Genomic DNA, 13,590 nt, shown 5'->3' with positions numbered 1-13,590 from the left:
AGGGGGATGGGGCGGCGGTATGACGGTTCTCGATCGGTACGATCCCGTCGAGCTCGGCGCGCGGCTGGCGCATGTCCGCTGGCTGGCGGGCGGCACCGGGGCGGGGAAGAGCACGCTGGCCAGGGTGCTGGGCGAGCGGTACGACGTGCTCCGCTACGACGGCGACCGGGCCGAGGCCGGGTACGTCGGCCGGTGCACCCCGCTGCGCCAGCCGTACATGTGCGCCTTGTTGCGGATGTCGAAGGAGGAGCGGTTCGCCGCTCGCACGCCGGAGGAGATCTTCCTGTCGATGCCGAGCCTGCACGGGGAGACGTTCGAGTTCGTGGTCGAGGATCTGCTCGCCCTGCCCGCCGACCGGCCGGTGCTCGTGGACGACTTCCGTACGCTGCCGAGGGAGGTCGCGCCGCTGCTGGAGTGGCGGGAGCAGGCCGTGTTCCTGCTGCCGACGCCCGAGTTCCGCCGCCGGGCCCTGGGCGAGCGGTACGCCGATCCGGATCGTGCGCGGGCCAACTGGGGGGATGGTGATCATGCGGCCGCGCTGGCGGCGCGGCTGGGGCGGGATGAGTTGTGGGACGAGGAGGTACGCGGGCAGGCCCGTGAACGTGAGCTGGCCGTGGTGCGGGTGGACGGGTCGCGGGGGGTTGAGGAACTGGCGGATGAGGTGGCCGCGATGTTCCGCCTGAGCGAAGGCGGATGAGCGGGGCTCTCTGAGCGGCGGTGGGTGAGCGGCTGCGGCTGGGCGAGGGGCATCAACCGATCGGTGGATGTCGGGGCGGGCGGGTGGCGGAGATCCTCAAGGCATGACAGCCATCGAGCTCAAGGCCCTGACCAAACGGTACGGCGACCGCACCGCCGTGGACGGGCTGACCTGCACGATCGAGCCCGGCCGGGTCACCGGATTCCTCGGCCCCAACGGCGCGGGCAAATCGACGACCATGCGGATGATCCTCGGCCTCGACCGCCCCGACGCGGGCAGCGCGTACGTGGGCGGGCGTCGCTACACCGACCTGCCGGCTCCGATGCGTGAGGTCGGCGCCCTGCTGGACGCCCGTGCCGTGCACGGCACCCGTACGGCACGCGACCACCTGCTCTGGCTGGCGCACGCGGCAGGCCTCCCCGAGAGCCGGGTGGACGAGGTGCTGCGGCAGGTGGGGCTGGAGTCGGTGGCCCGCAGGCGGGTGCGGACGTTCTCGCTCGGCATGAGCCAGCGGCTCGGCATCGCGACGGCGCTGCTCGGTGACCCGGCGGTGCTGCTGTTCGACGAACCGGTCAACGGGCTCGACCCCGAGGGCGTGAAGTGGATCAGGGAGCTGATGCGCGGGCTGGCCGGTGAGGGGCGTGCCGTGCTGGTGTCCAGCCATCTGATGAGTGAGATGGCGCTGACCGCCGATCACCTGCTGATCATCGGCAGAGGGCGGCTGATCGCGGACGTGGCGACGGCGGACTTCGTCCGGCGCAGTTCGGGGGTGCTGGTGCGGGCCGACGATCCGGAGCCGCTGGTCAAGCGCCTCGCCGGGGCGGGCGCGGACGTGCGGACGGAGGCGGACGGCGGGCTCGTCGTCGGCGGCATGGAGCCGGGGGAGATCGGGCGGGCGGCGCTGGCGGCGGGGGTGGCGCTGTCGGAGCTGACGCCGCGGCGCACGTCCCTGGAGGAGGCGTACATGGAGCTGACGCGGGACAGCCTCGAATTCAAGGCGGTGGCGGCATGACGGCGCAGGTGTTGCGGTCCGATCAGTCTCGGGTTAAGGGTGGTGGCGGCATGATGGCGCGCGCGTTGCGGTGTGAATGGACCAAGTTTCGTACGGTTCCGTCCAACCTCGTCACGCTGACGGCGGCGGTGGTGCTCATGGTGGGGCCGGGCGCGCTCACCGCCTACCGCGCGGCGGAGGGGCATCAAGGGGTGTTCGACGCGGCCAACGCCAGTCTGTACGGCGGGTTCCTGTTCGCGCAGATGGTGGTGGGGTCGCTGGGCGTGATGGTGGCCAGTTCGGAGTACGCCACGGGCATGATCCGTACCAGCCTGACCGCCGTCCCGCGCAGGGCGCGGCTGCTGGCCGCCAAGGTGACGATGTTCGGTGCGGTGGCGCTGGCCGCCGGGCAGGTGGCGAGCTTCGCGTCGTTCCTGCTCGGGCAGGTGGTCATCGGCGCGGCCGGTGCGCCCACGGCCTCGCTCGGGCAGCCGGGCGTGCTGCGCGCGGTCGCCGGGATGGGCGTGGTGTGGGCGCTGGTCGGGCTGGTCGGCGTGGCGCTGGGGTTTCTGCTGCGGGAGACGATGATCGCCACCACGGTGCTGGTGGCGATCAACTTCATCATCCCCATCATCGGCCCCAGGCTGCTGCCCGAGGCCGTGGGGGAGACGGTGATGACGTACTGGCCCATCGCGGCCGGGCTGCGGGTCGCCACGACCGTGGCCGACCCGGCGCGTCTCGGGCCGTGGGCGGGTCTGGGGCTGCTGGCCGCCTTCACCGCCCTGCTCCTGGCCGCGGCGTTCGCCGCGTTCAGGACCCGAGACGCATGAGCCCAGGCGTCGGCGTTCGGGTCCCGAGACGCGAGGGGTCAGCCGTCGGCGTTCGGGTCCCGAGACGCGAGAGGCCAACCGTCGGTCTTCAGGGCCCGAGACGCGTGAGGTCAGCCGGTTCGGTCGAGGTGCTGGTCGAGGAGGTGAAAGAAGGTGTCGCCGCGGACGATCTCGAACGGATCGCTGAGCAGGGACCCGAGCTCGGCGATGTCGCTCGGCGTCCAGTTCCAGGCGTTGATCGCCCCGGCGATGAACAGCGGCGACTTGCCGTCCCAGCCCTCGATCTTCTTGACCAGCGTGTCCCGGTACTCCTGCGCCTTGCCCTGCGGCGAGAAGTTCCCGATGACGGGCAGGCCCGCCGGATGGATCTGCAGGTCACCCGACTCCCACGACTGGATGATGCCGCGCAGCGGGGTGTTCTTCCGGTACGAGGACACGATCCGCTCGTCGAAGGGCACCCAGCCGTTGCCTTCGGCGTTGCGGTGGTTGTAGGCGTAGACCAGGTCCAGGCCCGTACGGCGGAGGAAGCGCCCGGTCAGCTCGGTGTAGGCGTCCACGTCCTTCTCGGGCCAGGAGCCCGGGTAGGTGTAGCCGGCTCCGGAGGGGCCGGCGATCAGCAGGTCGTTGGCGGTGGCCGTGCGCTGGTAGTGGGAAAGCAGCGCCGGGCCGATCTCGGCCAGCAGCGGGCTGACGGTCCAGTTGGTCGGCACGCGGCCCCGGGCGGGGTCGTCCCAGAGCTGGCGCATCCTGCGCTGGCAGTACTGGATGTTGTCGCCCTCGCCGACCGTGAGCGTGAGGTAGACCTTGTTGCGCAGGGTGGCCGGCGGCCTCGGGCGTACCTTGCTGGAGACCTTGGCGGCGACGCCCGCGTGCACGGTGGCGTTCATGTAGTAGTCGGCGGGCACCACTTCGACCGCGTGCTGCGAGGCCCGGTCCACGCCGCCCCACTCGCCGGCCACGTCGTTGGAGAACCAGCCCGCGTACGGCGTCGTGGGCTTGACCTTGGTCAGGATCTCGTCGAGCAGTTCGCCGGTCTGGCCGGTGGGCGGCAGCCAGAACACCATGGCCCGCATCGCCGTCGTGTAGTCGCGGAAGTAGGGGAACGGCTCGACCCTGGTGGGTGCGGTGGTCGTCGCGGTGACCAGGAACTGGTTCCACAGGTCCACCTCGACGGTGAGCTGCTGGGTGCCGGCGGGCGCGGTGAAGCGGTAGATGAAGTAGCCGCCGCCGTCGGAGAACCGGTTCTCGTCGCCGCCGATCGAGGAGTTGAGCCCGTCGAAGAGGAACGGGGTCTCGGCGTCCGTCCCCGGCTTGAACGAGGCGATCTGGGCGCCGTCGGCCTTGACCACGACCGAGCCCACGGAGGCGCCCCAGCCGTCGTCGCCGAGTGAGTCCTGGAAGCGCAGGTAGACGCCGTCCTGGCCGGACAGCTCCTGGCTGAGGTCGAACGTGCGGACCTCGCGGTTGGAGGAGTCCCTGATGCGCTCGGTCTCCCTGGCGATCTCGCGCCACTGCACGTCGTCCACCTTGACCGTGCGGGTCGGCGGCAGGCCGCTGAGCAGGGCGTGGGTGCAGCGGGGCCACAGGTTGTCGAGCTGCCAGCGGTAGAGGCCGAGGATGTCGTCCGCCTTGAAGCGTCCGCGCAGGTCGGTGATGGTCCGCAGGCCGTACTGCTTGGCCTGCTCGGCGGTGGCGGCCACGGCGTTCTCCAGGCCGGCCAGGGTGGTGGCGACGTTCACCGAGTCGGGGACGTCGGGGTCGTGCAGGATGGCGCCGCGCACCTCGCCCCGGTAGCGGGCGACCAGGTCGAGGGGACGCTCGTGCCGGGTGACGGCGGCGCCGGTGCTCGCTAACCAGGTGTTGTCGTAACCCTCGGTGGTGTAGTTGAAGTAGAGGCGCGGACGGCGGCGGTTGACCACCCCTTGGAGGGTGGCGAGGAGTAGCTGGTCGTTTCCGTGGAGGGTGCTGATGTCGGCGAAGTCCAGGCGGGTGGCGCGGCCGAAGCCTGGCAGAAGGGGTGCGGGGGCGCTGGTCGTGGCACCGGCGGGGCCGGCGGGCAGGGAGATACCCAGTCCGCCGGCCGCGAGGACCACGCCGTTCGCCCACAGGAATTCACGTCGGGACACCATCGGCGTTCACTGCTCCTTGCGAGGAGACCGTCTGATGACATCGTTGTCAGACAGCGTTGTCATAGGGACCGTAACAATGTCACGGAACGTTGTCTATGGTGTAAAGCGCGCGGTTAGCTCATTCCCGGCAAGCGCGCTGAGACCGTACTTTCGGCCGGTACACCTGCGGTGCCCGGCTCCCTAGCCTTGGCCGCGTGCGTGTGCGGGAATGGCAGTCCGACCTCGGTCTCGTCGTGGCATCCCTGGCGGTGATCGGCTGCTTCGCCCAGCGGGTCGCCGACAGTTGGGGCAGCTCCTACTGGGTGTTCGGGAGTGCGGCGGGCGCGGTGGCGTGCGCGCTCGCCCTGGTACGCCGTCGTGACCGGCTGCGGACGGCCGTCGCGGGCCTGGCCGTCGCCGTCGTCGCCATCCTCGTCGCCCGGTCGGCAGGACTTCCCGCCGAACCCGGGCCCGGCCTGGCGTTCGGCCTTTCGGTGCTGGTCGGCTCCGCCGTCAGGGCGCTGCCCGCGCGGCAGGCTGCCGGGATCGCGGGCGGCGGGCTGGCCGTCGTCGCGGCCTCGTCGTTGTCCGGGTCGACGCATCTGGCGGTCGTGGTGCTGAACGGCGGGGCCTGGCTGGCCGCCGTCGCCGCCGGTCTCGGGCCGCGGCTGCTGGCGATGCGCAGGGAGGCGGCCGCCGAGCGCGTACGCCGGCACGAACGGCTGCTGCTGGCCAGGGAACTGCACGACGTCGTCGCCCACCACGTCACCAGCGTCGTGCTCCAGGCCCAGGCCGCCCGGCTCGTCACCCGCCGCGATCCTGGACTGACGGAGGACTCGCTGGCCGGCATCGAGGCCGCCGGCTCCGAGGCGCTGGCCGCGACCAGGCGCGTGGTCGGCCTGCTGCGCGAGCCCGGCTGGGCGGTCTCCGGAGGCGCAGGTGGCTCCGGTGGCGCAGGAGGCTCAGGTGGCGCAGGAGGCTCAGGTGGCGCAGGAGGCTCAGGTGGCGCAGAAAACTCAGGAGGTGCAGGAGGCTCGGGAGGTGCAGGAGGTCTTGGGCCGGTCGAGCGGCTCGCGGAGCTGGCCGGGCGCTTCACCGGGCCGCCGGTGCGGCTGCTCCTGCCGGACGGGGAGCCGGCGTGGCCGTCCGAGGTGGCCGGGACGGTGTACCGCGTCGTGCAGGAGTCGCTGACGAACGTGTCCCGCCACGCGCCACACGCGACCTCGGTCACCGTCAGCGTCACACGACAGGAGGACAGGCTGGTCACCGAGATCACCAACGACGCCTCGCCGCCCCAGCAGGGGAGCGGTGGGTGGGGGCTGGTCGGGATGCGGGAGCGGGCCGAGGCGCTCGGTGGTGCGCTGGAGGCGGGTCCGCGTGCCGACGGTGGCTGGACGGTCCTGCTCACCCTGCCCCTGCCCATGGCGGCCCCCGTACGGGAGCGCCGATGAGCATCACGGTCCTGCTGGCCGACGACCAGCCGATGATCCGCGCCTGCCTGCGCCTCATCCTGGAGGACCAGCAGGACATCCGCGTGATCGCCGAGGCGGGCGACGGCGCCGAGGCCATCGCCATGGCCCGCAGGCAGCGCCCCGACGTGTGCCTGGTGGACGTCCAGATGCCGGGCCCCGACGGCGTCGAGGTGACCGCCGCCCTGGCCGGGCCCGGCGTCCGCGATCCCCTCAGGGTGATCGTGCTCACCACGTTCGACCTCGACGAGTATGTCTACGGCGCGCTCCGCGGCGGCGCCGCCGGCTTCGTGCTGAAGGACGCGGGCCCTGAGCTGCTGGTCGAGGCGGTACGGGCCGCGCACGCGGGCGAGGCGTTCATCTCGCCCTCGGTCGCCCCGCGCCTGCTGCGCCACCTGACCGCCACCATGCCGGGCCCCGAAGCCGGCGGGCCTGCCCAGCCGCTGTCCGGGCGCGAGGTCGAGGTCACCCGCGCCGTCGCCCGAGGCCGGACGAACCGGGAGATCGGCGCGGAGTTGTGCATCTCGCTGAGCACGGTCAAGGGGCACGTGGCCGCCGTCCAGGCCAAGCTCGGCCTGCGTAACCGCGTGGAGATCGTCGCCTGGGCGTACGGGAGCGGCCTGCTGCGCTGACAGGCCCGGCTCAAGCGGGCGGTTGCCGCAGTCGCCCCGATCGGCTCCGGCGGCGTTTCGGAAGCCGATCGGATCGGCTCCGGCGGCGTTTCAAAAGCGATCACCATGGGTAAGGCCGACGGTAATTCTGAGCTGCCTGTACTTCAGGAGCCCCAGATGTCCCTTATCACGCTCACCCCCGGCGCACGTGAAGCACTGAGCGGCGACGAGATCGTGTTCTTCGACTGGCATGTGACCGGTCTGTGCTGTGCGGACGCTGGGGAGTTCTCGGTAAGGCCGCTGCGCCGTTCCCGGTTACCCCGCCGCGCCCGCCGCCTCGGGGAGACCGGCCTGGTGTACGCCCATCCGACCGCCTGGGTGCATCTCGCCGAGCTGCCTGTGACGATCGACTGCCGTCCGCTGTGGCGCTGGCGGCGGTTCACCACCGATCTGCCGCCGGACGCCGGCCTGCGCTGCTGCCTGGGGCGCCCTATATATGGCCCTATATAGGAGGTAACCGGTGAAGCTGCGTTCCATCATCATCTGGACGGCGGTGGCGATCGTCGGCGCCGTCGGATGGGCGGTGCTCGCCTTATCGAGAGGCGAGAACGTCAACGCGGTGTGGCTCCTCTGCGCCGCGCTCGGTTCCTACGCCATCGCCTACCGGTTCTATGCCCGCTTCATCGTGCGTAAGGTGCTGCGCGCCGACGACCGCCGGGCCACCCCGGCAGAGCGGCTCGACAACGGCATCGACTACCAGCCGACCGACCGCCGGATCCTGTTCGGCCACCACTTCGCCGCCATCGCGGGGGCGGGGCCGCTGGTCGGGCCGGTGCTGGCGGCCCAGATGGGCTACCTGCCCGGCACCATCTGGATCATCGCGGGCGTGATCTTCGCCGGCGCCGTGCAGGACATGGTGATCCTTTTCTTCTCCATGCGGCGCAACGGCAGGAGCCTCGGGCAGATGGCCCGCGAGGAGATCGGGCCGGTCGGCGGGGCGGCGGCGCTCATCGGGGTCTTCGCCATCATGATCATCCTGCTCGCCGTGCTGGCGCTGGTGGTGGTCAACGCCCTGGCGCAGTCGCCGTGGGGTGTCTTCTCCATCGCCATGACCATCCCCATCGCCCTGTTCATGGGCTTCTACCTGCGGGTGATCCGGCCCGGCAGGGTCGTCGAGACCACGCTGATCGGGGTCGTGCTGCTGATCCTGGCGATCATGGCGGGCGGCTGGGTGCAGGAGTCGAGCTGGGCGTCGTTCTTCACGCTGAGCCCGTCGGCGCTGGCGCTGTGGCTGATCGCGTACGGGTTCGTCGCGGCCGTGCTGCCCGTGTGGATGCTGCTGGCGCCGCGCGACTACCTGTCGACGTTCATGAAGATCGGCACCATCGTGCTGATCGCCATCGGCATCGCCGTCACCGCGCCCCCGCTGCAGACGACGGCCTTCACCGACTTCGCCTTCAACGGCAAGGGGCCGGTCTTCGCCGGATCGTTGTTCCCGTTCGTGTTCATCATCATCGCCTGCGGGGCCCTGTCGGGGTTCCACGCGCTGATCTCGTCGGGCACGACGCCGAAGATGATCCAGAAGGAGAGCCAGGTCCGGATGATCGGCTACGGCTCCATGCTCATGGAGTCGTTCGTCGCGGTCATGGCGATCACGGCGGCCTGCGTGCTGTCCCCCGGCCTCTACTTCGCCATGAACGCCCCCGCCGGCGTCGTTGGCGCCACCGTGCAGTCGGCCGCCGAGGCGGTCACCAACCTGGGCTTCGTCATCACGCCCGGCGAGCTGCAGGCCGCGGCGGCGGCCGTGCAGGAGGAGACGCTGATCGCGAGGACGGGGGGCGCGCCCACGCTGGCCGTGGGCATCTCGCAGATCTTCTCCGGCTTCCTCGGCGGCGCGGCGCTGCAGGCGTTCTGGTACCACTTCGCGATCATGTTCGAGGCGCTGTTCATCCTCACCACGGTGGACGCGGGCACGCGGGTGGGGCGGTTCATGCTCCAGGACACGCTCGGCAACCTGTGGAAGCCGATCTCCCGGGTGAGCTGGTGGCCGGGGCTGATCGCCTCCAGCGCCGTGGTCGTGGCGGCCTGGGGCTACTTCCTCTACCAGGGGGTCAACGACCCGCTCGGCGGCATCAACCAGCTCTTCCCGCTCTTCGGCATCGCCAACCAGTTGCTCGCCGCCGTGGCGCTCACCGTGGCGACGACCGCGCTGATCAAGAGCGGCCGGCTCAAGTGGGCCTGGGTGACGGGTGTGCCGCTGGCCTGGGACGCGGCCGTCACGCTGACCGCGAGCTACCAGAAGGTGTTCTCCACCGACCCGACGCTCGGCTTCTTCGCCCAGCGCGACCGCTACCAGGCCGCGCTCGACCAGGGGCAGCTGCTCGCCCCGGCGAAGACGACGGACGCGATGCGGCAGATCGTGGTCAACTCGACCGTGGACGGCATCCTGGCGGCGCTGTTCGCGATCCTGATCATCGTGGTGATCGTGGACGCCGCCCGCGTCTGGATCAAGGCGATCAGGTCGCCGGAGCCGCTGCCGGACGCGGAGGCGCCGTTCGAGGAGTCGAAGCTGCTGGCCCCCGCCGGGCTCATCGCCACCCGCGAGGAGAAGGAGATGATGGCCAAGGCCGCACAGGGAGGCTGACCCGGCGGCCAGGGACGTTGACCACACGTTCGAATGTGGGTTAGGTAGGTCGGGTGGCCGCTGATGAGACGCGCGACGGGGTCGCCCTGACCAACCTCGACCAGCCGCTGTTCGACGGCGCCGAGGCGACCAAGCGTGACCTGGTCGACTACCTCGACGCCGTCAGCGACCGCATCCTGCCGGTCCTGCGCGGCCGGGCGCTCTCGGTGATCCGCGTGCGCCCTGGCCAGCCGCCGTTCATGCAGAAGAACCTGCCCAAGTACGCGCCCGACTGGGTGAGGTCGGTGACCATGTGGGCGGATTCGTCGCGGCGGCAGGTGACGTACGCGCTGTGCGACGACCGCAGGACGCTGCTGTGGTTCGCGAACCAGCGGGCGGTGGAGTTCCATCCGGCGCTGTTCGTCGGCGACCATCCCACCCACCTCATCCTCGACCTGGACCCGCCAGAGGACCCGCCCGAGAACTCGCCCGAGAACCCGCCCGAGCACCACGACTCCTTCTCGCTGGCCGTGCGCGGCGCCTTCCTGGTCCGCCAGGCGCTGGCGGACGCCGGCCTGGCGGGCGCGGTGAAGACGAGCGGGGCCAAGGGCGTGCACGTGTACGTCCCGGTGGCCGAGGGCACCGCCCCCGACGACCTGGCGGCGGCCACCAGGGCGCTGGCCGCCCGCGCCGAGCGGCTGGATCCCGCGCTGGCCACCACCGCCTTCATCAAGGAAGACCGCGAGGGCAAGGTCTTCCTCGACTCCACCAGGGCGGGCGGGGCCACGGTCGCCGCCGCCTACAGCCCGCGCATCCGGCCGGGGGTGCCGGTGTCGTTCCCGGTGGCCTGGGCCGACCTCGACCGGGTCTCGCCGCGCGACTTCACCCTGCGCACCGCCCCCGGGCTGCTGGGGCGGGCCGATCCGTGGGCCGAGCACATGCCGACGCCGCAGCGGCTGCCGGCCGACCTGGTCGAGGAGGGGCACACGATCCCGATCGCCCGCGTCCAGGCGATGCACGAGGGCAAGCGGAGGGCCCGCGCCCGCCGCGCCGAATAGTGTCCGGATTTTGCCGCGTGAGTGGGTCTTCTCAGCGGTTCGCGGCCGGGTTACGTTTCCGTTCGCGGCGGCTCGGGGCGAATCGCCGCCGCGATTCCCGTCCAACCCTGGGGGAACCTCCATGCGAAGAACGCTCATCGTAGTGATCGCCGCTCTCTCCTTACCGCTGGCGCTGGCGACACCGGTCCACGCGGGCGGCCTCGACGACGTGTTCGCCAAACTGCTCGTCAAGCAGGTCAAGGGCAGCAACGTCAAGAAACATCTCGACGCGCTGCAGGCCATCGCCACGGCCAACGGCGGCAACCGCGCCGCCGGCTCGCCCGGTTACGACGCCTCCGTCGACTATGTGGCGGGCAAGCTGCGCCGGGCCGGGTACAAGGTGACGCTGCAGCCGATCAACTTCGTCGAGAGCTGGTCGGAGAACAGCGCGCCGGTCCTCGACGTCACCGCGCCGAGCGCGAAGTCGTTCGTGCCGAACGAGGACTTCTTCACCTTCCAGCCCTCCCCGTCGGGCGACGTGACCGCCCAGGTCCAGGGCGTGGACCTGACCCTGCCGCCGACGCCTGAGCCCACCTCGACCAGCGGCTGCGAGGCCGCCGACTTCGCCGGCTTCGTGGCCGGCCGCGTCGCTCTCGTCCAGCGCGGCACCTGCCCGTTCGTCAACAAGGTGCAGAACGCGGCCGCGGCGGGCGCGAGCGGGCTCATCGTCTTCAACGAGGGCCAGCCGGGACGTACGGAGGCCAACCCGCTGGACATCGGCGAGTGGCGCGGCGGGATCCCGATGGTCTACGCCGACTTCGCCGTCGGCCAGGAGCTGGCCGCCACCGCGGGCGCGACCGTGCACCTCAAGGTGGACGCCAACCTCGTGCTCGGCACCAATGACAACGTGATCGCCGAGTCCCGCGGCGGCGACCCGCGCGATGTGGTCATGATCGGCGCCCACCTCGACAGCGTCCCCGAGGGGCCGGGCATCAACGACAACGGCTCGGGCAGCGCGGCGATCCTGGAGGTCGCCGAGGAGATGGCGAAGTACCCGGTCAAGAACAAGGTCCGCTTCGGCTTCTGGGCCGCGGAGGAGATCGGCCTGCTGGGGTCGGACCAGTACGTCGCGGCCCTGTCGCAGGCGCAGCGCGACCGGATCAAGGTCTACCTGAACTTCGACATGGTCGGTTCGCCCAATTACGCGTACATGCTGTACGACGGTGACGACTCCGACGCCGAGGGCTCGCCGGCCGGCCCGCCCGGATCCGACGAGATCGAGCGGCGGCTTGAGCGCTTCTACGACTCCCGCCACCTGCCCACCATCGGCACCGACTTCGACGGGCGCTCCGACTACGGGCCGTTCATCGCGGTCGGCATCCCGGCGGGCGGCATCTTCACCGGCGCCGAGGGCATCAAGACGCCGGAGGAGGCGGCGCTGTTCGGCGGGACGGCGGGGATCGCGTACGACCCCTGCTACCACCAGGCGTGCGACACGATCGCCAACGTCAATCCCAAGGCCCTGGATGTGGACGCGGACGCGATCGCCGACTCGGCGGCGCGCTTCGCCTTCAGCCTGAAGGGCATCCCGAAGCGCACGGCGGCCAAGACGGTGGCCAACAGTGGGGCGGCCCTGTCGGCTGAGGGCACCCGCTAGAGACACAGGTAGTGACGCGGGGCCGGGCGGACGCACCCGCCCGGCCCTCGCTCATGAGAGCCGGCCCTTGCTCATGAGAGGCGGTCAGCTCGCCGGGGACGGGTAGCTGACCGGGCTGCGGTGGCCCTGCTCGTCCACCGCGCGGATGCCGAACTGCGCGTTGTCCTTGGACAGGCCCTCCACGGTGTACGAGGTGACGTTCCCGACGAAGCGGGAGTGGGTCCACGTCGGCTCGGTCGTGTCCCGCCAGAGCACCTCATACCCGGAAATGTCGGGCTCGGGGTTGGCGTCCCAGCGCAGGTCCGTGTCGTTCGTGAGCCGGCTCGTCACGATCGCCGCCCGGCCCGGCGAGCGGGGACCCCGCGCCAGCGCCGCCAGCGCGGCCACGTTCACCTGCGTCACCCGCGCCACGTAGTCCGGCTCCACGTACGGCAGCAGGTCACCGTACTGGACGCCGTCCTCCACCCGGATGTCCTGGTGCTGGTGCCGGTAGTCCTCGTGCACCTCCGTGAACCGCACCGCCGGGTAACCCTGCTGCAGGAACGGGATCTGGTCGCCGCCCCGCAGGTAACGGTCGCGGCGGTAGTACAGGCGGGCGTCGAAGCGCGGCACATACTGGCCGGCCGTCTCGTTCACGAAGCGGGCCAACTGCCGTGACACTCCGTCGTTCTCGCCCCCGACCGACTGGCGGACGGCGGCCTGAGCCGGGGTCTCCGAGGTGGGCACGCCCTCCGAGAACACCCGGACGGCCTTGGCGTCCCGCCCGTTCTCCCCGTCGGCGCTGCCCACGATGTCGTTGGTGAACATGCCCTGGATGTCGACGTTGTTCTGCTTGGCGTCCTGGGCGAAGTGCGCGGAACCGTACAGGCCCTGCTCCTCGCCCGCGACCGCCATGAAGACGACGGTCGCGTCGAACGTGCGCCTGGCCATCACCCTGGCCGCCTCGATGGCGACCGCGACCCCTGAGGCGTCGTCGTTCGCGCCGGGGGCGTCGCAGGTGACGTTCATGACGTCGCTGCAGCGGGAGTCGTAGTGGCCGCTGACCACGTACGTGCGGCCCGCCGACGCGTCCTGGGTGCCGCGCAGCGTCGCGACGACGTTCGTGATCACCGTGGGGGTGGGCACGCGGGGGGAGACCGGCTGGACGAACGACTGCTTGCGCACCGTCATGCGCCCGCCGGAGGTGGCGGCGATCCTGGTGTACTCGTCGTAGATCCAGTCCCGGGCGGCGCCGATGCCGCGTACCGGATCGTCCTGGCTCGACAGCGTGTGCCGGGTGCCGAACGAGGCGAGCTTGGTGATGATCCGGCCGAGATTGCGCGCGTCCACCTGCTGGACCATCTTGTCGATCTCCGGATCCCTGAGCGGCCGCGCCTCGGCGGCCGGGGTCAGGACCGCGGCGAGCAGGACGGCGGCCAGGGCGGGCAGCGCCGCCTTTCTGACAGTCGCTCTTCGGGCAAAGGGGGAGGCTAAGGGGGATGCCAAAGGGGATGCCAAAGGGGATGCCAAAGGGGATGAAGGCATGGCACGGCTCCACGAGGGTGAGGCGGGCCGGCCCTGGCGTCCC

The 13,590-nt window shown here is 71.1% G+C and carries 11 protein-coding genes; 9 read left to right on the top strand and 2 right to left on the bottom strand.

The features are described from left to right. Positions 1-19: 19 nt before the first annotated feature. From AB0C28_RS21515 to AB0C28_RS21505, 3 genes are all read left to right on the top strand, one after another. On the top strand, positions 20-697 hold the full coding sequence (locus tag AB0C28_RS21515) for a hypothetical protein (RefSeq protein ID WP_358076647.1): 678 nt from the start codon (positions 20-22) through the stop codon (positions 695-697). Between the two features lie 103 nt (positions 698-800). Further along, the gene (locus AB0C28_RS21510; protein WP_357845749.1) at positions 801-1,709 is read left to right on the top strand and encodes an ATP-binding cassette domain-containing protein; all 909 of its coding nucleotides are present in this window, start codon (positions 801-803) and stop codon (positions 1,707-1,709) included. 50 nt (positions 1,710-1,759) lie between these two features. After that, positions 1,760-2,518 (top strand): ABC transporter permease, encoded by a 759-nt coding sequence (locus AB0C28_RS21505; protein ID WP_357845746.1) that lies wholly within the window; start codon positions 1,760-1,762, stop codon positions 2,516-2,518. 110 nt (positions 2,519-2,628) lie between these two features. On the opposite strand, the gene AB0C28_RS21500 is transcribed toward AB0C28_RS21505, so the two are convergent. Then, positions 2,629-4,647, bottom strand: a complete 2,019-nt coding sequence (locus tag AB0C28_RS21500; RefSeq protein WP_357845743.1) for a GxGYxYP domain-containing protein — start codon at positions 4,645-4,647, stop codon at positions 2,629-2,631. A gap of 194 nt (positions 4,648-4,841) precedes the next feature. Between AB0C28_RS21500 and AB0C28_RS21495 the strand changes: the two genes are divergently transcribed. The 6 genes from AB0C28_RS21495 (at position 4,842) to AB0C28_RS21470 (ending at position 12,023) form a co-directional block, all read left to right on the top strand. Beyond that, positions 4,842-6,077, top strand: coding sequence for a histidine kinase (locus AB0C28_RS21495; protein WP_358076644.1), 1,236 nt, complete (start codon positions 4,842-4,844; stop codon positions 6,075-6,077). Beyond that, on the top strand, positions 6,074-6,727 hold the full coding sequence (locus AB0C28_RS21490) for a response regulator transcription factor (protein WP_357845737.1): 654 nt from the start codon (positions 6,074-6,076) through the stop codon (positions 6,725-6,727). Before AB0C28_RS21495 ends, AB0C28_RS21490 begins: the two co-directional genes overlap by 4 nt. A gap of 156 nt (positions 6,728-6,883) precedes the next feature. Further along, positions 6,884-7,216 carry a hypothetical protein gene (locus AB0C28_RS21485; protein ID WP_346105272.1) on the top strand — a complete coding sequence of 111 codons (333 nt, stop codon included), beginning with the start codon at positions 6,884-6,886 and terminating at the stop codon, positions 7,214-7,216. A 10-nt stretch (positions 7,217-7,226) separates the two neighbouring features. Further along, positions 7,227-9,350 (top strand): carbon starvation CstA family protein, encoded by a 2,124-nt coding sequence (locus AB0C28_RS21480; protein ID WP_357845733.1) that lies wholly within the window; start codon positions 7,227-7,229, stop codon positions 9,348-9,350. 53 nt (positions 9,351-9,403) lie between these two features. Next, entirely contained in the window at positions 9,404-10,387 is a 984-nt protein-coding gene (locus tag AB0C28_RS21475) for an ATP-dependent DNA ligase (protein WP_358076640.1), read from the top strand. 121 nt (positions 10,388-10,508) lie between these two features. Beyond that, on the top strand, positions 10,509-12,023 hold the full coding sequence (locus tag AB0C28_RS21470) for a M28 family metallopeptidase (protein WP_357845727.1): 1,515 nt from the start codon (positions 10,509-10,511) through the stop codon (positions 12,021-12,023). Between the two features lie 84 nt (positions 12,024-12,107). Here the strand turns inward: AB0C28_RS21470 and AB0C28_RS21465 are convergent, their stop codons facing one another. Beyond that, a complete protein-coding gene (locus tag AB0C28_RS21465) occupies positions 12,108-13,508 on the bottom strand; it encodes a M28 family metallopeptidase (protein ID WP_358076637.1) in 1,401 nt (466 codons plus the stop codon). Positions 13,509-13,590 lie beyond the last annotated feature (82 nt).

The organism is Nonomuraea sp. NPDC048892 (assembly GCF_040649735.1).
GTDB classification, from domain to species: Bacteria; Actinomycetota; Actinomycetes; order Streptosporangiales; family Streptosporangiaceae; genus Nonomuraea; species Nonomuraea maheshkhaliensis.
This window is presented reverse-complemented; position numbering and strand designations above follow the sequence as displayed.